Below are 19,771 nucleotides of genomic sequence, written 5' to 3' on the forward strand. Positions count from 1 at the left end.
CTTCCTCGCCGGTTTCGGTCGAGCCCTAGGCGCCCTGGTCATGCTGTCGGTGTTCTACGTATCCCCCCTGGACGACGGCGCGGCAGCGGGTACCGCGGACGCCGCGAAGACCGATGCCTGCAGGGAGGAGTGGCTGGGCAGGCGAGCTGCGCGGCGTCGGGAAAGTGCACCCGACGATCCGGACGCATGGTTGCCCGCTTTCGGATCCCCCAGCGGACGAGGGGCACCGGATGCTGTTCCCGGCGGGTTCTCGAGAAGGCGATCAGCCCGACGGGAAGAGCGTGGGGATGCCGATGGCGCTGACCAGAAACAGCGTGTCGACCAGCCACGATGACCGTCCGGCGTCTGCCACGGCGATTCCTCGTCCGAACGCTCCCGTGAGGAGCACGCTCACCAGGCCGACGAGACCGACTGACACAGCAGTGATCCGGGCGGCCTCGGGACGGTGGCGTCCACGGCTCCATGCGCGACCGAACAGGATCACGATGCCTGTGGAGGCGATGAAGCCCAGGAGCAGGAGGACGGACACCATCAAGGGGGAAGGATCCTCCATGGTGGGTGAATGATGGGAAGCTTGCTTGGTCGGCACGAGGGAAAGCAGGATCTGATGGCTTCAGCAGTGACGTTGATCCGGTCCACCGCGCTGACGGACGCAGCCCAGTATGCCTACGCCGCCACCGCGCCGGCCGATGCGCGACTGATCTTCCTCGCGGGGTCCTGTCCCCTCGACGAAACCGGGGCAACAGTGGGAAAAGGCGATTACGCAGCACAGGCGGAACAGTGCGTTCGAAACATGACGACGGCTCTCCATGCAGCTGGAGCGGTTATCGAAGACGTCATCAGCACCCGCGTGCTCGTGGCATCGACCGATCGGGGTGATCTCGTCGACGCCTGGGAGGTTGTACGCCGAGCGTTCGGTGCCCATGACGTACCGAGCACCCTGTTGGGCGTGACGGTTCTTGGATATGAGGACCAACTCGTGGAGATCGAAGCCGTGGCCGCTGTCCGCACCTGAGGATCCGCGTCAGCGTTCGGCGAAGGATCCTGCTACGGCACAGCCGAACCGGTGGCATCCTGCTCGTCGTCGTCGCCGGCATCGGCCCATCCCGTGCGACGTGAAGACCTACACCCGCGTCATGAGGCGACGAACTCGCCGAGCGCGGTCAGGAGGCGATCGACGTCGTCGTCGTTGTTGTAGGGAGCCAAGCCGACCCGCAGGGCGGCGCTGTCCTCGAGGTCAAGGCGACGGAAGGCTTCGTAGGCGTAGAAGGACCCCGCCGGCGCGAGGATGTTGCGATCCGCGAGGAATCGGTAGGCGTCCGCGGAGGACCGGCCCGGGAACGTCACCAGCAGTGTCGGTGTCCGATCCTGGGCTTTCGAGTGCAGCACGACGGCGTCACCCAGTTCCGCCAGCCCTGCCTCGATGCGGGAGCGCAACGCGAGCTCGTGCTCGTCGACCAGATGAGCGGATGCAAGAAGGCGCGCACGGCGGCCGGTCCCGGTTCCCGGAGCGATCGCTGCCAGGAAGTCCACGGCCGCCGCGGTTCCGGCCATGATCTCGTACGGGAGGGTGCCGAACTCGAACCGCTCCGGAACCGCGTTCGTGGACGGCAGCAGCTTGTCCGGCTGCAGCGACTCCAGCAGCTCCGGGTCGGCCACGAGAACACCGCAGTGGGGTCCGAGGAATTTGTAGGGCGAGCAGGCGAAGAAGTCAGCTCCCAGCGCCTTCACGTCGACCGCCGCATGAGCGGTGTAGTGCACACCGTCCACGTAGACCAGAGCGCCGACCCCGTGCGCGGCATCGGCGATGCGGCGCACCGGCGGTTTCGTGCCGAGCAGGTTCGAAGCGGCGGTGATCGCCACCAGCTTCGTGCGCTCGGTGATCGCGGTCGCGACGGACGCTTGGTCAATCTCCGTGGTGTCCGGCTCGAAATCGATCCAGCGCACGGTGGCGCCGACCGCGTCGGCTGCCTGCACCCAGGGGCGGATATTGGAGTCATGATCCAGCCGTGACACCACGACCTCGTCGCCCGGCTGCCAGGTCTTGGCGAGATGGCGGGAGAAGTCGTAGGTGAGCTGCGTTGCGCTCCGCCCGTAGACGACCCCGCCGGGATGCGCCCCGAGCAGGTCGGCCATCGCCGCGCGGAATCCGCTGACCGCCGATTCGGCGTTCCTCTCCGAGCCCATGCCGACGCCGCGGTTGGACAGCGGCCCGGTGATGGCGTCGGCTATCGCGGCTCCAACGACGGCGGGGGCCTGCGTCCCGCCGGGGCCGTCGAAGTACGCGGTACCGGTGCGTAGGGCGGGGAAGTGCGCGCGGAAGGCCGCGATGTCCAGGGTCATGCCGCTACTTTCTCAGGCGGGGGCCGAAACGGGAAACATCGCGGGCGGTAGTCGACCGACGTCGGCTATACCGCAGAGGGAGAGTTCCCGTTGGCGTCGGAGTGATACGACCGCAGTCCGTGCTTCACGCCGAGCCGGATGATCCAGTACAGGACCAGCCCGAAGATCACCGGCACGATGACCCAGACGACGAGAACGATCAGGAACGAGAATCCATCCAGACGCACAGCTACCCCCATCGGTGAACGATCAGATGCTCGAGCGTAGCGCGCGGGTCCGAGACTTCGGCGACCGCCGGCCGAGCGAGATCAGCTGGAGCGGAGGGCAGCCGCCGCGTTGTTGCCGGCGGAGTCGCTCCCGCGTCAGTCGACCAGACCGCACAGGGCGAGTCCCAGGAGGTCTGGATCTGCGGCGTCGTGGACGCCCGCCTCGAAGGTGACAGTCTGTTCGGAGGGATCGGAGAAGACGATCCTGCCCACGTCGCGCATGATGATGCCCGCGCCGGGATCGGTGGCCAGGTATCTGTGTCCCACCACCGTGACGGTGTATTCGTTGGTGCCGGGTACGCGGGTGTAGGTCTGGACGAAGTGTGCCCCCACTTCGACCGACGTCATGGTGTCCAGATTCGTGAGGACATCGCGTGGTGCCGCCGCCTGCATCCTGAACCGGGTCACGTTGCCTTGCTCGTCGAGCCAGAACAGAGACTTCGTGCTCGAGGTTCCGCTGATTCGGACGTCGAAGTCATCGCCGCAGCTGAACTGGAAGTCGTAGCTGTCGACCGTCACCGGATCGCGTTCGGGTCCGGCTGCGACAACCGAAGAGGCACCCGTCAAGGACAGGCCGAGCACGGCGACGGGCACGAGGAGGCGTGGATTTTTCATGACGGCTGCCTTTCGTGGAAGGGCGGGGCAGCGGAGTCGCCGTCACGTCGTGCCTAAAGGGTGCGCGTGAGTGGACGGGCTGTCAACGGCGGTCCGCTGTCAGCGAGCGGTCACTGGGTTGGACGCTTGAACCTTGCACGGCTGCAGTGTCCTCGTGCTCGACGCCGGCGGTGTCGGGCGCAGGAGGGAGTTGCCAGGCCGGCGAGCTGTGCGACGTTCCACCCAGACGCCTAGCCGTACGCTCACGGCTCCTCACCGACGGCGTCAGAAGCTAGTCCGTCGCTGCATCGTCGTCGTTTTCGGGCTGCTCCCCACCCCAGATCGCCTTCGGGTAGATGCCCTCGGCAACCAGTGAGCTGGGACGACTGTCCAACGAGTGTGGCTCCAGGACCTCACCGAGAATGAGGATGGCGGCTAGTTCGCCAGGGTGGCGGAGGCCCCGGAAGCCACTGTTGTTCAGCGACTCGAGACGGAAGCGCCGGCCGAACCGATGGGGCCCCTGATCCACGACTACAGCGAGCGTCTCGTCGTCCAAAGGGCATACGGCGACGAGGTTCCACTCGTCCCGTGGGAGGGCGGAGATGTGGTCGAAGGATGCCCTGAAGGCTGCGATCCATTCGACCATGGAGTAGTTCATGCGGCCTCCATGGCAGCTGTTCCCGTGCGTGGCCGGATACGGGTCAGGGGTTACGGCGTGAGAACGCTCGTCGCGCGTTGAAGCTGACGATGCCGACCATGAACAGTGAGAAGAACACCTTGATCACCAGGGGTGTGTTGTCGAAGTGGACCCACAGGTAAGTAAGGATGCCTATTGCGACGATGGTGCTGATGATGAATAGCGTCTTCGCGACAGGGGTGTTCGAGGTCATGGCCTATGTCTACCGGGGCGGTGCTGCAACAACAAACGGGTCCTCATGGAAAAGGCGGACCTCCGCAGGCCGCCATCCACCGAGATCTTTCAGCTGCCCGGAAGCCGGTGGACCTGCGTCCGGCTTCGTAGGTGACGGTGGGGATCCCTCTCCGTACACGGGTGAGTTCGATTCGTGAGCAGGACGGTCGAAGTGGGCGATGCCTCCCGTGTCAGGCAGGAGTGATGTGTCGCGAGGGAATCGGGCTCGAGTAGACCACGCTGGTCGTGATGCCACCGAGGGTAGCGAGGCGACCGGTGATGCGTTCGAGGTCGCGCATCGAGCGGGCCAGGACCTTGATGATGAAGCAATCCGCTCCGGTGACGTGGTGTGCTTCGATGATCTCGGGCATCGCGTCGACGAGGTCATGGAACGGCTTGTAGTTGCCGGTGGGGTAGGCCAGTCGCACGAACGCTGTCACCGAGTACCCGAGAGCTTCAGGATCGACGGTGATGGAGTACCCGGTGATGACCCCGCCATCGGTGAGGCGCCGGAGACGATCGCTGGTCGCGCTCGGTGAGAGATTGATGGCCCGAGCGAGTTGCGCGACGCTCGTCCGTCCGTCCTGCTGCAGGTAATGGACTATCGCTTCATCGGTTGCGTCGAGGTCCAACCGTGGGTTCGATGGCATAACGGTGAATGTACCGTGGTTCCACGGCCGTCGGCGCTTCTGCACAATCGATGTGCTGTTCCAGAAGAGCGTCGGACGAGATTCGATAGATGCATGCCTCCTTCTCTTTCCGCCGCTGACTTCTTCGCTGCGAAGCTCGCCTATGAAACCGACCCTGCGGACCTGGCTGCTGAGCGTGCATCTGGCCTCGGCCCGATCGTGATCGATACCCGCTCGGCCGCTTCCTGGAGGCAGGGCCGCATTCCAGGTGCCGTCCACATTCCGAACGCAGAGCTCGAAGCACGCATCACCGACGTCGCCCCCGCCCTGGATGCCGCCATCGTCGTCTACTGCTGGGGACCGGGCTGCAACGGCAGCACCCGCGGCGCGTTGAACCTGGCGTCGCTGGGCTATACGAATGTGCGCGAACTGATCGGCGGGTTCGAGTACTGGTCCCGCGAGGGCTTCGCCACGGTCAGTGATGAGGGGCGCGCACGCCGTTCACCGGACCCCCTGACAGCACCGACCGCACCGCGGCATGACGAGCGCGACACCGCCTGACAGGCGCAGAATCGCAGGTCGACGCCGCAGGAAGCGGGAACGGTCTCGTCTGCGGCAAGCCGCTCGCCCCGGTGGTCCAGGAGCGAGTGTGCCCTGCTGTCACCTGCCCGGTGGACGTCATCTACAGCTTCCGCGACGACGATCCGACCCGGTAGCAGTTTGGTCTTCGGTGCCGATCCGGCTCGTGGGTTGTCGCGGTGGGCGGAACACGGGCTTCGACCCTAGACTCGGGGAAGATGGATCAACGCGCCCATGAGGAGTTGGACAGTGGCAGACAGCAGCAGATTGGATCCGGCGAAGGATTTCCCGGAGGACCTGTCGACCGTGGACAGGGACGACCTGGACATCCTGAACAGCAGGAACCACCGGTCGCGGGACCGCCAGTTCGTCGAACATCATGAGGTGGATGCCGAGACCGAGGGTCAGCACCACGAGCTCCGCGAGGAGCTGGATCGGCGTCAGGCCATCCGGGACGCTCCGGCCGAGGAGACGGGCGAGAGAGCGGTCCGCGAGTCCTGAGCCGATCCGGGATCACGGCTGTGGTCCCGCGGCAAACCGCCTGCGGCAGGGAGGGTCTCCCCGCGGGCCTTTGCTAGCGCGAGCCCTCGGTGAAGCGGTCGTCCGTCGTCGGGTTGTCCGCGGGCGCGTCCTCGAGTCCGACGTTGCCCGCGAGCGTCTCGACGGACGGGTCGCCGTCCGGGACGGCCTGATTCGCGATGAGGTCGACCTCGTCCGCAGCGGTCAGCGGCCCGTCCTGGATCTGGCCGACGTCGGTCGGATCGATCCCCTCGGTGCTGCCAAGATCCTTCAGGTGATGTTCTTCAGTCGGCTGGTCCATGATCCCGAGCGTAGGCCCGCCGCCGGCTCCCCCGCAGCCCCCGTGGAAGCCGCACTCCCGTCTTGCACCTGCCGGGAGTGCGGTGTACCGGGAGGGCGATTCTTCGACCGGCGTCAGCGATCGGTCAGTACGAGGGCGTAGCCGAAGGGTTGCAGCGTGACGCCGTCCACGGCGAGGCCCGTGAGGGCGTCCTCGCCCGCCACCTCGATCTCCGTGGCTTCTACGCCGTGGTTGATGACGGTCAGCAACCGGCCACGGCGGATCGCCTCCACCATCGGCGGCAGTCCGGGCAGCACCGGCTCCACGCCCGCCGCTGCGAACAAGTGCCCGAGCACCTGCCGGGCGCCGTCGTCGTCGGGCACCGTGGCGAGGTAGTAGGCGGCTCCTGCCCCCTCGCGGCGCACTGTCAGTGCCGGCCGGCCGTGCTGGCGGGCCCCGTCGAAGGTCGCCAGGACCTCGGCGTCGACGACGTGGGCCTCCTCCGCGAGGTAGGAGCCCGCGAAGCCGAACCCGCGGCCGGCGATCCGCGCCTGCTGCTGCCCGGGCCCCTGCGAGTCCGGTGCGACGAGCGCGCCGAAGTCCTCGACGACGATCCCGAGCAGGTCGCGCAGCTGCATGCCGAACCCGCCCGGACGGAAGCGGTCACTCTCGTCGACCACGTCGCTGAAGGCCGTGACCAGCAGGTGTCCGCCCTGCTCCACGAAGGCGACGAGGTTGCCGGCGGATTGGTCCGTGAGCAGGTAGAGGTGCGGAGCGATGACGGCGTCGTACGTCGTGAGGTCTGCCGTGGGCGGCAGGATGTCGACCTGCACATGGAGGCGGTGTGCGGTGTCGTACCAGCCCCGCACGAGGGACAGGTAGTCGAGGGAGGTGGGGTGGTCGGGGTTCTCGATGGCCCACCAGTTCTCCCAGTCGAGCAGGATGGCGACGCGCGAGGAACCGTCGTCGGCGGGCAGTCCCGGCAGCCGGTCGAGCTCCTGCCCGAGTGCCACCACCTCCCGCCACGTCCGCGTCTGCGTCCCGGCGTGCGGCAGCATACCGGAGTGGAACTTCTCCGACCCCGCCCGCGACTGGCGCCACTGGAAGAACAGGATGCCGTCGGCTCCACGGGCCACGGCCTGCATGCTCTGGGCCGCGAGCTGCCCCGGCGCCTTCGGCGCGTTCGACGGCCGCCAGTTGACGGCGTTGGACGCCTGCTCCATCAGCAGCCACGGGGTGCCCGGTTTGAGCGACCGCATGAGGTCCCCGTGGAAGGCGCCCTCGCGGAAGCTCTCGGGGTCGTTGGGGTCCGGGTACAGGTCGTCGCTGATGACGTCCAGCTCCGGCGCCCACTGTGCGTAGTTCGCCGGTTTGAAGGCGCCCATGAAATTGGTGGTGACGGGCTGCGTCGCGCCCGCGGCGCGGATGATGTCGCGCTCCATCCGGTAGCACTCGAGGAGCATGTCGGAGGTGAACCTGCGGTAGTCGAGGAGCTGGCCGGGGTTGTGGCTGTAGGGCGCGTGGCGGGGCGGGAAGACCTCGCCGAAGCTGCCGTAGCGCTGGGACCAGAACATGGTGCCCCAGGCCTCGTTCAGAGCGTCCACCGTTACATAGCGCTTCTCCAGCCAGAGGCGGAAGGCATCCCGAGCCGCATCGGAGTAGTCGACATTGAGGTGGCAGCCGTACTCGTTGTTCACGTGCCAGAGCACCACGGCGGGGTGCTGCGCGTAGCGCTCCGCGATCCTCGTCACGAGTGCGGCGGCGAGCTTCCGATAGGCGGGCGACGACGGCGCGTAGTGCTGGCGGCTGCCGTGCCAGTAGGGCGACCCGTGCTCGTCCGCGGCCAGCATCTCCGGGTAGGCGACGGTCGCCCAGGGTGGTGGCGACGCCGTCGCGGTGGCCAGGTCCACGGCGATACCGGCGTCGTGCAGGAGGGTGATGATGCGATCCAGCCAGTCGAAGTCGAACTCGTGCTCGGACGGCTGGATCCGGGCCCACGAGAAGATCCCGAGGCTGACCATCGTCACCCCGGCCTCGCGCATGCGTGCCACGTCATCAGGCCAGATGTCCTCGGGCCACTGTTCGGGGTTGTAATCGCCGCCGTAATGCACGCGAGCTCCAGGGGTAGTCGGGGTGGTCGGAAGGATGGTCAGGACCGGGTGGGGCGGTCCCGCACGGAGGTCGCCAGCGCCGCGAACACCAGGCATCCGATGCCCGGGACCACGAGCGGTGGCAGCTGCCATGCGACGATCGCCGTCAGGCCCACCGCGAAGGCGAGCCAGACGACGCCCGCCGGGTCGCGCCGCACGTCGCGGACCCACTGGATCCCGGCGGTGCGCCATGAGCGTGAGTCCTGCCAGCGGGCCGTCGTCCCGGCAAGGGCTGCCAGCAGGGCGACCAGCAGGACGACGCCCATCGCCAGGACGAACTGCCACCCCGGCAGGATCCGCGCAGCGGCGACGACGATGTCGAGCAGCAGGAGCGCGACGCCCAGCACGACGCCCAGACCCACGAGCCAGCCGGTCCGCAGGGCTGCGGTGAAGTCCGCGGCGAAGTGGCGGAGGGAGGAGTCCTCGGCGCGGAGGAAACGGTGGAGATGGGCCGAACCGGCAGCGAAGGCCGCAGGGATCGTGACGATCCCGAGGCCCGCCACACAGCACAGCACCCCGACCCACAGGACCTCTCCGAACAGGGCGAAACGGGCGGACGCCCCGGGCCAGCGCAGGCCGCTTCCGTCGCGGGTGGCGGCTTCCCGCCCGCGAACGGCCTCGCGCCGGCGCCGGCTCATCCCTTGAGGCCCTGGGTGGCGACGCCGTCGACGAGGAAGCGCTGGAAGATCACGAAGAACAGCATGACCGGCAGCAGTGCGAGCACGGAGATCGCGATGGTCGCGCCGTAGTCGGAGGTGCTCGTCTGGTCGTTGAAGATGCGCAGGGCGAGCGGCAGGGGGTATTTGTCCGGCGAGTTCAGGTAGAGCAGTGGGCCGAGGAAGTCGTTCCAGCTCCAGATGAACGCGAAGATCGACGAGGTGATGATGGCGGGCTTGATGAGCGGCAGGGTGATGGAGAAGAAGATCCTCGCGTGACCGCAGCCGTCGATGCGCGCGGCCTCGTCCAGTTCCCGGGGCAGGTTGCGGATGAACTGGACCATCAGGAAGACGAAGAACGCCTCCGTGGCCAGGAACTTGCCGGCCAGCAGGGGCCAGAAGGTGTCGATCAGTCCGAGGTTCCGGAAGATGATGTACTGCGGGATGATCAGCACGTGGAAGGGCAGGAGCAACGTCCCGATCATGGCGGCGAAGAGGATCTTGCTGCCGCGGAAGTTGATGCGGGAGAAGGCGTACGCGGCCATCGAGGACGAGATGACCGTGCCGATGACAGCACCGACGCCGAGGAGCAGGGAGTTGAGGAAGAACTTCCAGGTCGGGATCCCGGCAATGCCCTGCATCACCTTCACGAAGTTGTCGAAGGTCGGATTCTCGGGGAGGAAGCCCTGGTTGCTGCCGAACTCGGAGTTCGGCTTGAGCGACGCCGAGACCATCCACAGCAGCGGGTACAGCACGATGGCCGTGAGCGCGACGATGCCGATGATCCAGATCGCGGTCGGGATGTGCCGGCGCATCGGACGGCGCCGGGGCGCCCGCATGGTGGGATCGTCGGGGTTCACCGGGACGGGGACGGCAGGGTTGGATTCGATCGTGGTCACTTGGAGTCTCCTGCGTAGTGGACCCAGCTCCTGGAGGTGCGGAACAGGATGAAGGCGAGGACGCCGACGGCGAGCAGCAGGACCCATGCCATCGCCGAGGCGTAGCCCATCTGGTTGTTGGCGAAAGCCCTCGTGTAGAGGTACACGGTGTAGAAGTTCGTGGCGCCGCCCGGGCCGCCTGTGCCGGAACCGATGATGTAGGCCGAGGCGAACACCTGGAAGGCATTGATCATCTCGAGCAGCAGGTTGAAGAAGATGACCGGCGAGAGCATCGGAACGGTCACGCTGAGGAACTTGCGCCAGGCGCGCGCCCCGTCCACCGATGCCGCCTCGTACAGCTCGGCAGGGACCCCCTTGAGCCCGGCCAGGAAGATGACCATCGGGGCGCCGAACTGCCAGATCGCGAGGAGGATCATCATCGGCATGATGAGCGACGGGTTGCCGATCCACCCGCCGAGGTTGATGCCGAAGAGGTTCAGCGTGCCGTCGACGGGGCCGTCGGTGGAGAACATGGCCCGCCAGACGATGGCGATGCTGACGCTCGCTCCGATGAGGCTCGGTGCGTAGAACGCCGAGCGGAAGAAGCCCGTGCCGCGTGCCTTGTAATTCAGGAGCATCGCCACGCCGAGTGCGGCCGCGAGCTTGATGGGCGTTCCCACCAGCACGTAGACCAGGGTGATCCGCACCGAGCTCCAGAACTTCTCGTCCCCGGCCATGCGGGTGAGGTTCTCGAGCCCGGTCCACTCGGGAGCGGTGAAGAGGTTGTAGTCGGTGAACGCGAGGTACAGCGAAGCCACCATGGGGCCGAGGGTGAGGCCGATGAAGCCGAGCAGCCACGGGGAGAGGAAGACGTAGCCCGCCACGGTGTCGCGGTTTCGGGAACGGCGGGGCCGGGGCGTGCCCGTCCGGCGGCGGGCCGCCGGACGGGCACCGGATTCGGCGGTGCGGGCTGTTGCTGGCGCGTGCGCCGAGTCCGTTGTCACGATCTAACTCCTTTGTCTGCCTAGCTACCGAGCGTGACGGAGGCTTCGTCGAAGAACTGCTTCGCGGCGTCCTCCGGGGTCACGGCGCCCAGTCCGATGGACTTGCCGAGGTCCCAGAACGTCTGCTCGATGGCGCCGAAGCCGGCGACCGGTGCCGCCGGAGCGTCGCCCATGCGACCTTCGATGGAATCGAGGTAGTCCTTGACGGCCTTGTCCGGTCCTTCAAGGTTCGCACCCTCGAGCTGCGTCTCCGAGGCGGGGATGCCGAGTGTCGCGCCGAAGATCTCGCCGACCTCCGGGCTGTTGATGAGGAAGTCGACGAATGCCGCCGCTGCCTCGGGGTGCTCGGTCGAGGAGGATGCAGCCTGCATCAGGCCGACCTTGCGGTACAGGTCCTTCTCGTCCGGGCTGTCGGTGGGAGGAGCGACGATGGTGATCTCCTCGGCTCCGGAGTCTCCCAGATAGCCGCCGAGGAAGTTGCTCCAGCTCATCTCGCTGGTGGTCAGGTTGCCACCGAAGCCGGAGACCGGGTTGATCTCCTCGAGCTTGCTCTGCGGAACGGTGACCTTGTCGCGGTTCTCCTGGCCCTCGGTCCAGTGCTCGACGAGCTCCTCCTGCGTGAAGTTGAGCTCGCCGTCCTCGGTGAACAGCTCGCGGCCCTGCTGGCGCAGCTTCAGCTCGAGGTCCTGGATGCGCTGGGTGGTGTCGGTTCCTCCGTACACCGTCCCGCCCGTGGCGTCGGTGACGGACGCCATGTACGTGTTGTAGTCGTCCCAGCTCGTGCCGCCCTCGTAGGGCTCGACGCCGGCGTCGGCGAGCAGTGCCGGGTTCTGGAACACCGACCACGCGCTGTAGCCGGTGGGGATGGCGAAGGTGCCGTCCTCGAGCTTGCCGGTGGACAGCAGGCTCTCGTCGATGGCGTCGGTGGTGATGCCGTTGCCGAAGTAGTCCTCGAGGTTCAGGAGCAGGCCGTTGTCGCCGTACTGACGGAGGTAGGTGTAGTCGAACTGCATGACGTCCGGCAGTCCGCCGCCCGCCGCCTCGGTCTGGCGCTTCTCCCAGTACGACGGGTAGTCGGTGAACGTGTCGTTGATCGTGATGTTCGGGAACTTCTCCTCGAACGCCGCGATGGCCTTGTCGTAGCGGGCGGCGCGGTCGTCGTTGCCCCAGAACGTGTAGTTGAGGGTGATCTCTTCCTCGGTGTTCAGTGCTGCAGGTTCGCCCCCGCCGCCGCCACAACCGGTCAGGGCCAGGCCGGTGGCGGCCAGGGCTGCAACGCCCGTCAGGGTGCGCCGTGAGAATGTGCGGAACATCTTTGTCCTCCTGGAAAACTTCTTCGTCAGCCATCGTTGGACGCCTCTGGGAAAGCGTTATCCCACAGCGTAGATTGAATCGTATCAATGGTCAACAGCCTGATCCGGGCGAGCTTGTCCGCGCTCTATCTTCGCCCATCGAAGCCATGAAAGGATGCACCCCATGCCTCAATTCGACCTGCCCCTGTCCCAGCTACGGAGCTATCTGCCGGATCGCGACGAACCCGCCGACTACGACGCCTTCTGGGACAAGACCCTCGCTGAGCAGCGGACGCACGCCGCCTCCCCTTCCTTCGAGGAGGTGGACGCGGGCTACACCCAGCTGGTCACGGAGGACGTCACGTTCGCCGGTTACGATGGCCAGCCGGTGAAGGGCTGGCTGCTCACCCCGCGTCACCTTCCCGGCCCCCTGCCGACCGTCGTCACGTACATCGGCTACGGTGGCGGGCGCGGCCTGCTCGGCGAATGGACCGGACTGCCCAGTGCGGGGTTCGCGCACTTCGTCATGGACCTCCGGGGCCAGGGCTCGGGCCACCGGCCCGGCGACACCGCGGACGGCGCCCTCAACGGGCCCCACGTCGGCGGCTTCATGACGCTCGGCATCGAGGATCCCGCGACCTACTACTACCGCCGGCTCTTCGTGGACGCCGTCCACGCCGTCGAGGCCGCGCAGGCGCACCCCGCCGTGGATCCGTCCCGCGTGGTGATCTCCGGAGGCAGCCAGGGCGGAGGCATCACCCTCGCCACGGCGGCTCTCGCCCAGCGCGTCATCGACACCCCGCCCATCGGCGCGATCGTCGATGTCCCGTTCCTCGCACACATGCGGCGAGCCACGGAGATCGTCGACACGGTCCCCTACTCGGAGATCGCGAAGTATCTCGGCACGCGCCGGAACGCGGTCGACTCCGTCTTCCGCACGCTCAGCTACTTCGACGGCGTGAACTTCGCGACGCGCAGCACCATCCCGGCGATGTTCTCGGTGGGCCTGCTCGACGACGTGTGCCCGCCGTCGTGCGTGTTCGCCGCGCACAACCACTACGCCGGCCCGAAGCGCATGAAGGTGTACCCGTACAACGGGCACGAGCAGGGCGGCGCCTTCCAGGACGTGGAGCACCTGGCCTTCATCGGGGAGCTCACGGGCTCCTGAGGCCTCTTGGGCCGCGTGCGGACGACGGCGGGGATCGCCCACACTCCCGGCTCTCCCATGGTCGCGGGGAGGGCCGGTCAGGCGCGGTGCAGCCGGGCCGCGCGGTCCTGGAACCAGAGCAGCAGTTCGCGCAGGGCCGCGACGGACTCCTGCGGATCGTCCCCGCCCTCGATGTCTGCGAACGTGCTGCGGAACCCGGGAATGTCCTCCGCAGCCACATCGGAGGCGGGCTCGTACGCCATGGTCCAGTCCGGGAACTGCCGTTCGTCGATGGTCTCCCGGAGGAGGACGCGGACGTCCAGGTGCCGGGGATCCGCGGCGATGATGGACATGCGTTCGCGCAGGACGTCCGCCGGCCCCTCGATGACCTGGAGGAATCGTCCGCTGCGGTACAGCAGCATCCCCGTCAGGTGCGCACGGGCATTGTTCTGCCTGCTCAGGGCCAGCAGTGCGCTGAGCTCGCCGTCGTCGAACAGCTGGGCTGCGGTGCTCGAGTAGACGATCGACAGCAGGTCTCGGGGGTTTCGGCTCACACGGCACAATCTACCCAACGGCCGCCGACCGTGGGGCGGCCCGGGCTCCGGCAGGACCGCGTGCCCGTCCGCACGCGATCCTGCCGAGAGTTCTGCTCGGCGTCGTCAGCCCAGCGTGGTGAGGACCGCCGATCCCGCGTACCCGAGCTGGACCCGGGCCTCGTCGGACACGGTGCCCGGCTTCGTCTGCTCCAGCCGGTCGAGGAACTTCTGCAGGGCCCGCACCGCGTTGCCGGACTGGTCCCTCTCCACGGCGCGCTGGGCCTGGTCGAGCGAGGTCCGTAGCTGCTGCGCGGCCGGACCCGAGACGTCGCCCGCCGCGATGGCCTGCTCGAGCTGTCGCTGCAGGGCGGGAAGCGCACCGGGCAGAAACGCGTCCGGGACGGGGACACCGGTGAAGTCGGTGTCCGAGGCCAGGTAGAAGCCGGTGTAGGCAGGCTGGTTGTAGGCCGTGTTCTGGCGGGCGATCTCCGCGCGGTACTGCGGATCGTGCATCAGGGTGTACAGCTTCCGGTCCGTCACCTCGGTGCTCACGAAGATCCGGATGGCAGAGCTGTCCGCCGTCCGGACCAGCAGTTCCTCGCGCCAGTCGCCGAGGACATCCGCGACGAGCGACGGGTTGCCCTTGGTGCCGTTGTTCGTGCGCGTGCCGGTCGCCGTGAGCAGGCGGCCGCGCTTCGCGTCGTCGATCGTGGCGGACTGGCTGCCGGTGCCGTTGACGAGCTGGGTGGTGCCATCGGCGGCCCAGCGGATGCTCATGTTCGTCCCCGGGCCGTTGCCCGGAAGGAGCTGCCCCGACGCCGAGCGGAGCCCCACGGCCCAGTTCTCGATGCCGCGGACGGCGGGATCGATGTCGCCGATCATGCCGCGGCCGGTGTCCCTGCCCGTGTAGCCGCCGAACAGGACCTCGCCGTTCGATGCATCCCGCATGGCCCAGCCGTAGGGAGCCCCCGTCGCACCCTCGTGCACGGAGAAGATCTCCTGGCCGGGGCGGTCCGGGTCGATGTCGGTGACGTGGATCGCGTCGCCGTGGCCCAGCTTCGCCTCCGTCCCGGGGGCGGAGCTGCCGGCGGGGAGGATGTCGGACGAGCTGTAGAGGAGCGAGCCGTCGTCATCGATGGTGGCGCTGCCGTAGACGATCTCCTGCCTGCCGTCGCCGTCGACGTCCGCGGCGCTCAGCGAGTGGAACCCCTGCCCGGACAGCGCGCCGAATTCCTCGCTGCTGCCCCTGCCGCCGTGCGGCCCGTCGTTGAAGGGGTTGGACATGGGGACGTGGCCCGAATCGACGGCCCAGTCCTGGGCCAGGCGCTCCCCGTCCCAGCTGTAGGACACGATGTTGGCCCGCGTGTAGTAGCCCCGGGCGAAGACGGCCGACGGGTTCTCGCCGTCGAGGTACGCCACGCCGGCGAGGAAACGGTCCACGCGGTTGCCGGGCTCGATGCGGGCCATGGCGTAGTCCCCCCACAGCAGGCCGTCGTCTCCTCGGCCCGGTTCGTAGGGGACGGTCTCGAGTTCGGCACCGGTGGCTCCCTCGAACATGCTGAGGTACTCGGGTCCGTCGACGATGAAGCCCTCGAAGGCACGGAGGTTGTTCCGCGCGCTCCGGGACGGGGCGTAGACGTCGATGAAGTAGTCCGCCATCGCGCGGGCGTCGGCGTCCGACAGCGGGTAGTCGTAGCGCTGCGCGATCCCGAAGGCCTCCTCGAGCGTGGCGGGCCAGTTCCCCGCGGCGACCTCGGGGTGGTCCTGCCAGCCCTTGAACATCCCGACCACGTGCTCGTAGTAGCCTGCGGCATCCAGCCGGTAGTCGTCCGTGTCCGTGTAGCCGGCGACGACGTCGGCCTCGGGCAGTGTCACGTAGCGTTCCGAGGTGACCGCTCCGTCGGGTCCGTAGGTGATGGTCTTCGTCCCGGGCGCCGTCTTGAGCATCAGCTCGGACCGGCCGTCGCCGTCGAAGTCCGACACCAGGAACTGCGTGTAGTGGGCGCCGGAGCGGATGTTGACGCCGAGGTCGACCCGGCTCAGCAGGCGCCCCTCCGCCGTGTAGGTGTCGATGTAGGTGTTGCCCGTGTACCCGATCTGGGAGACGTCCTTGGAGTTCGAGGGATCCCACTTCACGAAGTACTCGTAGGCGCCGTCCCCGTCGACGTCGCCGACGCTCATGTCGTTCGCCGCGTAGGTGTAGGCCTCGCCCGCCGGCGTCACGCCGTCGGCCGGTCTGGTCAGCGGCAGGTCGGTGTACGCCTGCGTCCAGGGTGCCACCTCGGCGCTCAGCTCCACCTCGACCCCGTCGACGACGGCACCCACGCTGTACCGTGCGGCGGCGGCCGCGCCTTCCCCGGTCACGGCAGTATCGAGGTAGTTGGTGCTGTCCGTGACGGTGGCGACGGGTTCGCCGTTCCGGTAGACCGTGTAGTCGGTGCCCGTCAGGCCGTCCGCCGTCGCGCCGGCCACCTCGCCCGCCTTGAGCCGCCAGCTGAGGAACACACCCTGGGGCGTCGCGGCGGCGACCAGCCCCCGGTCCAGGTATTCGAGTTGCACTCCCCCGATCGGAGCGGCGTTGCCGGCTCCCTGGCCCTGCGCCATGGCGGGGACGGCGAGACCGGAGAGGGTGAGGAGGGTGCCCGTGGCGAGGGCGACGCAGGTCGAGACCGCGGTTTTCTTGACCGAACTCATCATTGAATCCTTTAATTGGAAAACGCTTTCCTTAATCAACCTAGGTTTCGGGGCTCCCGGCGTCAAGGTCCGACCACGAAAAAGGGAGCAGCCGGAGCTGCTCCCTTTCCCTGCCGTCGGCCTCGATCAGGCGGAATGGCCCGGCGCGTGCTGCACGATGATCTCGCGCACGGGACCGTACAGCGGGTGCTCCGCTTCGAGGCCCGTGATCGTCGTCGTCGCCTCGCCCGGCTCCTGGGAGGCCAGGATCTCGGCCAGTGCTGCGACCTCGGGATCGTCGGCGGCCGAGAAGGCCAGTGCGGCCTGCATGGCCTCGAGCAACGCGGCCGGGTGGACGCCGGTCTCGGCCAGTTCAGCGGCCGGACCGACGAACCGCTCCTTGCGGCTCAGCTTCCGCAACGGCGCCCTGCCGACGCGCACCACCGTGTCCGGGAGGTGCTGGTTGGTGAAGCGGCGCAGGATCTTCTGCACGTAGGCCTCCTGCTCCGCCGCGTCGAACCCGTGCTTGGAGACGAGCAGCTGCTTCGTCTCGTCGAGCACGGCCCGCACCTTCGCGGCGATCGCCTCGTCCGCCATGGCGTCGGCGATCTTCTCGACGCCGGCCGCGTAGCCGAAGTAGGCGGCCGACGCGTGGCCGGTGTTCACCGTGAACAGTTTCCGCTCGATGTACGGCTCGAGGTCGTCGACGTAGGTCGCGCCGGGGATCTCGGGCGCGTTGCCCTTGAACGGGGTGCGGTCGATGACCCATTCGAAGAAGGTCTCCACGGTGACGTCGAGCCCCTGCCCGGGCGCTTGGTTCGGCACGATCCGGTCCACGGCGGTGTTGGCGAACACCGCGCGTGACGCGAGGTCCAGGGCCGCACCGTCGTACGTCTGCTCGACCTCGCGGCGCAGGATGTCCGTCGCGTTGATGGCGTTCTCACACGCCATCACCTGCAACGGAGCGAGCTCGTCGCTACGCCGGGCGATCGCCCGGGCGATGACCGGGGCGAGGAACTTGAGGACGTTCGGCCCCACCGCGGTGGTGACGATCTCCGCCGTCGCGACCTCCGCGACGACGTCCTCCTCCTGCGACCGCGAGTTGAGGGCACGGTAGTTGTCCACCGTCTTCACCGCCGGCTCCTCGCCGACCTCGTGGACGTCGTAGCTGGGCGTCGAGGCCAGCTGATCGATCAGGGCATCCGCGACGTCTGCGAAGACCACCTCGTACCCGGCTTCGTGGAGCAGGAGCCCCACGAAGCCGCGTCCGATGTTCCCGGCTCCGAAATGTACTGCCTTCACTAAGCATTGACCTTTCCGAAGAGGGCGAGGACCTCGTCCACCGAGGTGGCCTCGTCGAGCTTGGCGACCTGGTCCTTGTCGGAGAAGACACGGGCGATCGCGGAGAGGATGGACAGGTGCTCGTTGTTGACGCCTGCGACGCCCACCACGAACTTCACCTGCTTGCCGTTCCAGTCGATGCCCTCCGGGTAGCGCACGATCGACACGGCCGAGCGCTTGATCAGGTCCTTCGCCGCGTTGGTGCCGTGCGGGATGGCGAGGAAGTTGCCCATGTAGGTCGGGACGGACTTCTCGCGCTCGTGCATCGCTGCGACGTAGCTCGAGTCGACCGCACCGCGCTCGACCAGCAAGCGGCCGGCCTCGTTGATGGCGTCCTCCTGGGTGGTCGCCCTGCCGTTCAGCACGACGCTCTGCTCGGCGAGGACGTCGTTGGCACCGGTGCCTGAGCCGTCGGTGTCCGCGTCGGCCTCCGATGCCGCGGCGGCCGGCATCGGGTTCTTCGGATCGACCCCGCCCTCGGCCGAGGCACTGGCGCGCACCAGTTCGACGATCTCGTCATAGCGCGGGCTGTTCATGAAGTTGTCGACGGAGACGTGCGTCGCGCGCTGCGTCAGGGGCTCGGCGCGGGCGGCGAGGTCCTGGTGCGTCACGACGACGTCGTAGTCGTCCTTCAGGTTGGCGATGGCGAGGTTCGTGACCTTGACGTCCGGGAAGCCGGCCGCCTTGATCTTGTTGCGGAGCACCGAGGCACCCATCGCGGAGGAGCCCATGCCGGCATCGCAGGCGAACACGATGTTGCGGATCGGTCCGTCCGTGGCGGACGTGGAGCGGAAGTTCCCGGCGACGGAGCTCTTCTTGCCCTTCAGGCCCTCCATCTTGGAGGCGGCACCGGCGATGTCGTCGTCCGTCGACTTCGAGGTCTTCAGGATGACCGAGCCGATCAGGAAGGAGACCGCAGCGGCCATCAGGACCGACAGGGTGATGCCGATGAAGCTGTCCTGGGCGGTCGCGGCGTAGACGGCGATGATGCTGCCCGGTGCGGCGGGCGAGCGCAGGCCCGCACCGGTGAGCACGAGGGTGAAGATACCGGCCATGCCGCCGCCGATGACGGCGAGGACCATGAGGGGCTTCATCAGGACGTACGGGAAGTAGATCTCGTGGATGCCGCCGAGGAACTGGATGATGATGGCGCCGGGAGCGGACGACTTGGCCATGCCGCGGCCGAAGACCGCGTAGGCGAGCAGCAGGCCGAGCCCTGGGCCGGGGTTCGCCTCGAGCAGGAACAGGAGCGACTTGCCCGTCTCGGTCGCCTGTTCCGTGGCGAGCGGGGTGAGCACGCCGTAGTTGATGGCGTTGTTCAGGAACAGGATCTTGGCGGGCTCGATCAGGATGCTCGTGAAGGGCAGGAGTCCCGAACTGACGAGGAAGTCCACGCCCCTGCCGGCTGCGTCGCTGAAGAGCGTGACCAGCGGGCCGACGGCGAGCAGACCGAAGACCGCCATGAGTGCGGCGAAGATACCGGCGGCGAAGTTGTTCACCAGCATCTCGAAGCCGGGGCGGATCTTGCCGTCCCAGATGCTGTCGATCTTCTTCATGAGATAGGCGGTCAGCGGGCCCATGATCATGGCGCCGATGAACATCGGGATGCTCGTGCCGACGATCACGCCCATGGTCGCGGCCGCGCCGACGACGCCGCCACGGGTCTCGTAGATCATCTTGCCGCCGGTGTAGCCGATGAGCAGCGGAAGCAGGTAGGTGATCATCGGACCGACGAGGCCGACGTTCGGATCGCCGGCCGCGTTCTCGCCGAAGCCCCCGAGCACGCCCACCGGGAAGTAGCCGGCCTCGATGAACAGTGCCGTGATGAGGCCCCACGCGATGAACGCGCCGATGTTGGGCATGATCATACCGGACAGGAACGTCCCGAATTTCTGGACGCGGACCCGGGCACTGGTGCCGGACCTCGCTTCTAGTTGTGTTGCCACATTCTTTCCTTACCGTTGTCCCCGCAAC

Annotated in this window: 21 protein-coding genes; 4 read left to right on the forward strand and 17 right to left on the reverse strand. The window is 67.5% G+C overall.

The features are described 5' to 3' along the window. Positions 1–262: 262 nt before the first annotated feature. Positions 263–553, reverse strand: coding sequence for a hypothetical protein (locus ACX80U_RS00995; protein WP_459267123.1), 291 nt, complete (start codon positions 551–553; stop codon positions 263–265). Positions 554–607: 54 nt separating this feature from the next. Between ACX80U_RS00995 and ACX80U_RS01000 the strand changes: the two genes are divergently transcribed. After that, positions 608–1,015: a RidA family protein gene (locus tag ACX80U_RS01000; RefSeq protein ID WP_208738979.1), complete on the forward strand. Its 408-nt coding sequence runs from the start codon at positions 608–610 to the stop codon at positions 1,013–1,015. 119 nt (positions 1,016–1,134) lie between these two features. On the opposite strand, the gene ACX80U_RS01005 is transcribed toward ACX80U_RS01000, so the two are convergent. The 6 genes from ACX80U_RS01005 to ACX80U_RS01030 form a co-directional block, all read right to left on the reverse strand. Then, entirely contained in the window at positions 1,135–2,343 is a 1,209-nt protein-coding gene (locus tag ACX80U_RS01005) for a cysteine desulfurase-like protein (RefSeq protein WP_459267124.1), read from the reverse strand. A 65-nt stretch (positions 2,344–2,408) separates the two neighbouring features. Continuing rightward, the gene (locus ACX80U_RS01010) at positions 2,409–2,570 is read right to left on the reverse strand and encodes a hypothetical protein (protein WP_459267125.1); all 162 of its coding nucleotides are present in this window, start codon (positions 2,568–2,570) and stop codon (positions 2,409–2,411) included. A 135-nt stretch (positions 2,571–2,705) separates the two neighbouring features. Beyond that, positions 2,706–3,224, reverse strand: coding sequence for a hypothetical protein (locus ACX80U_RS01015; protein WP_459267126.1), 519 nt, complete (start codon positions 3,222–3,224; stop codon positions 2,706–2,708). 271 nt (positions 3,225–3,495) lie between these two features. Then, positions 3,496–3,861, reverse strand: coding sequence for a hypothetical protein (locus ACX80U_RS01020; RefSeq protein WP_459267127.1), 366 nt, complete (start codon positions 3,859–3,861; stop codon positions 3,496–3,498). 43 nt (positions 3,862–3,904) lie between these two features. After that, positions 3,905–4,093, reverse strand: a complete 189-nt coding sequence (locus tag ACX80U_RS01025; protein ID WP_459267128.1) for a hypothetical protein — start codon at positions 4,091–4,093, stop codon at positions 3,905–3,907. Between the two features lie 211 nt (positions 4,094–4,304). Next, complete coding sequence (locus ACX80U_RS01030) at positions 4,305–4,763, reverse strand: Lrp/AsnC family transcriptional regulator (protein ID WP_459267129.1); 459 nt, start codon at positions 4,761–4,763, stop codon at positions 4,305–4,307. A gap of 93 nt (positions 4,764–4,856) precedes the next feature. Here ACX80U_RS01030 and ACX80U_RS01035 point away from each other — a divergent pair, with 93 nt between their 5' ends. Beyond that, on the forward strand, positions 4,857–5,303 hold the full coding sequence (locus ACX80U_RS01035; protein WP_459267130.1) for a rhodanese-like domain-containing protein: 447 nt from the start codon (positions 4,857–4,859) through the stop codon (positions 5,301–5,303). A gap of 267 nt (positions 5,304–5,570) precedes the next feature. Then, a complete protein-coding gene (locus tag ACX80U_RS01040) occupies positions 5,571–5,822 on the forward strand; it encodes a hypothetical protein (RefSeq protein ID WP_459267131.1) in 252 nt (83 codons plus the stop codon). Positions 5,823–5,895: 73 nt separating this feature from the next. Here the strand turns inward: ACX80U_RS01040 and ACX80U_RS01045 are convergent, their stop codons facing one another. The 6 genes from ACX80U_RS01045 to ACX80U_RS01070 all read right to left on the reverse strand — a co-directional run bounded on the left by ACX80U_RS01045 (position 5,896) and on the right by ACX80U_RS01070 (position 12,121). Then, positions 5,896–6,141: a hypothetical protein gene (locus tag ACX80U_RS01045; protein WP_459267132.1), complete on the reverse strand. Its 246-nt coding sequence runs from the start codon at positions 6,139–6,141 to the stop codon at positions 5,896–5,898. A gap of 113 nt (positions 6,142–6,254) precedes the next feature. After that, positions 6,255–8,231 (reverse strand): beta-galactosidase, encoded by a 1,977-nt coding sequence (locus tag ACX80U_RS01050; RefSeq protein ID WP_244185829.1) that lies wholly within the window; start codon positions 8,229–8,231, stop codon positions 6,255–6,257. Between the two features lie 38 nt (positions 8,232–8,269). Continuing rightward, positions 8,270–8,908 (reverse strand): hypothetical protein, encoded by a 639-nt coding sequence (locus ACX80U_RS01055; protein WP_208738986.1) that lies wholly within the window; start codon positions 8,906–8,908, stop codon positions 8,270–8,272. Beyond that, positions 8,905–9,765 carry a carbohydrate ABC transporter permease gene (locus tag ACX80U_RS01060; protein WP_208741757.1) on the reverse strand — a complete coding sequence of 287 codons (861 nt, stop codon included), beginning with the start codon at positions 9,763–9,765 and terminating at the stop codon, positions 8,905–8,907. The genes ACX80U_RS01055 and ACX80U_RS01060 overlap by 4 nt, the downstream gene beginning before the upstream one ends. Before the next feature lie 56 nt (positions 9,766–9,821). Beyond that, positions 9,822–10,808, reverse strand: coding sequence for a carbohydrate ABC transporter permease (locus ACX80U_RS01065; RefSeq protein ID WP_459267133.1), 987 nt, complete (start codon positions 10,806–10,808; stop codon positions 9,822–9,824). 20 nt (positions 10,809–10,828) lie between these two features. Continuing rightward, the gene (locus ACX80U_RS01070; protein WP_133082483.1) at positions 10,829–12,121 is read right to left on the reverse strand and encodes an ABC transporter substrate-binding protein; all 1,293 of its coding nucleotides are present in this window, start codon (positions 12,119–12,121) and stop codon (positions 10,829–10,831) included. 163 nt (positions 12,122–12,284) lie between these two features. Here ACX80U_RS01070 and ACX80U_RS01075 point away from each other — a divergent pair, with 163 nt between their 5' ends. Further along, a complete protein-coding gene (locus ACX80U_RS01075) occupies positions 12,285–13,268 on the forward strand; it encodes an acetylxylan esterase (RefSeq protein ID WP_208739355.1) in 984 nt (327 codons plus the stop codon). Positions 13,269–13,345: 77 nt separating this feature from the next. Here the strand turns inward: ACX80U_RS01075 and ACX80U_RS01080 are convergent, their stop codons facing one another. The 4 genes from ACX80U_RS01080 to ACX80U_RS01095 form a co-directional block, all read right to left on the reverse strand. Continuing rightward, complete coding sequence (locus tag ACX80U_RS01080) at positions 13,346–13,801, reverse strand: BLUF domain-containing protein (protein WP_244185916.1); 456 nt, start codon at positions 13,799–13,801, stop codon at positions 13,346–13,348. Positions 13,802–13,906: 105 nt separating this feature from the next. Continuing rightward, positions 13,907–16,477 carry a rhamnogalacturonan lyase gene (locus tag ACX80U_RS01085; protein WP_244185917.1) on the reverse strand — a complete coding sequence of 857 codons (2,571 nt, stop codon included), beginning with the start codon at positions 16,475–16,477 and terminating at the stop codon, positions 13,907–13,909. Positions 16,478–16,603: 126 nt separating this feature from the next. Continuing rightward, the gene (locus ACX80U_RS01090) at positions 16,604–17,758 is read right to left on the reverse strand and encodes a mannitol-1-phosphate 5-dehydrogenase (RefSeq protein ID WP_208739357.1); all 1,155 of its coding nucleotides are present in this window, start codon (positions 17,756–17,758) and stop codon (positions 16,604–16,606) included. Then, a complete protein-coding gene (locus ACX80U_RS01095) occupies positions 17,758–19,743 on the reverse strand; it encodes a PTS mannitol transporter subunit IICBA (protein ID WP_459267134.1) in 1,986 nt (661 codons plus the stop codon). The genes ACX80U_RS01090 and ACX80U_RS01095 overlap by 1 nt, the downstream gene beginning before the upstream one ends. Between the last annotated feature and the right edge of the window lie 28 nt (positions 19,744–19,771).

This window comes from Arthrobacter sp. TmT3-37 (assembly GCF_054510835.1).

Bases quoted from the DNA above. Each gene is read 5' to 3' on its own strand.
- ACX80U_RS01070 (WP_133082483.1), bottom strand. From the start codon at position 12,121: ATGTTCCGCACATTCTCACGGCGCACCCTGACGGGCGTTGCAGCCCTG.
- ACX80U_RS01015 (WP_459267126.1), bottom strand. From the start codon at position 3,224: ATGAAAAATCCACGCCTCCTCGTGCCCGTCGCCGTGCTCGGCCTGTCC.
- ACX80U_RS01000 (WP_208738979.1), top strand. From the start codon at position 608: ATGGCTTCAGCAGTGACGTTGATCCGGTCCACCGCGCTGACGGACGCA.
- ACX80U_RS01055 (WP_208738986.1), bottom strand. From the start codon at position 8,908: ATGAGCCGGCGCCGGCGCGAGGCCGTTCGCGGGCGGGAAGCCGCCACC.
- ACX80U_RS01075 (WP_208739355.1), top strand. From the start codon at position 12,285: ATGCCTCAATTCGACCTGCCCCTGTCCCAGCTACGGAGCTATCTGCCG.
- ACX80U_RS01005 (WP_459267124.1), bottom strand. From the start codon at position 2,343: ATGACCCTGGACATCGCGGCCTTCCGCGCGCACTTCCCCGCCCTACGC.
- ACX80U_RS01085 (WP_244185917.1), bottom strand. From the start codon at position 16,477: ATGAGTTCGGTCAAGAAAACCGCGGTCTCGACCTGCGTCGCCCTCGCC.
- ACX80U_RS01035 (WP_459267130.1), top strand. From the start codon at position 4,857: ATGCCTCCTTCTCTTTCCGCCGCTGACTTCTTCGCTGCGAAGCTCGCC.
- ACX80U_RS01025 (WP_459267128.1), bottom strand. From the start codon at position 4,093: ATGACCTCGAACACCCCTGTCGCGAAGACGCTATTCATCATCAGCACC.
- ACX80U_RS01030 (WP_459267129.1), bottom strand. From the start codon at position 4,763: ATGCCATCGAACCCACGGTTGGACCTCGACGCAACCGATGAAGCGATA.
- ACX80U_RS01060 (WP_208741757.1), bottom strand. From the start codon at position 9,765: ATGCGGGCGCCCCGGCGCCGTCCGATGCGCCGGCACATCCCGACCGCG.
- ACX80U_RS00995 (WP_459267123.1), bottom strand. From the start codon at position 553: ATGGAGGATCCTTCCCCCTTGATGGTGTCCGTCCTCCTGCTCCTGGGC.
- ACX80U_RS01020 (WP_459267127.1), bottom strand. From the start codon at position 3,861: ATGAACTACTCCATGGTCGAATGGATCGCAGCCTTCAGGGCATCCTTC.
- ACX80U_RS01045 (WP_459267132.1), bottom strand. From the start codon at position 6,141: ATGGACCAGCCGACTGAAGAACATCACCTGAAGGATCTTGGCAGCACC.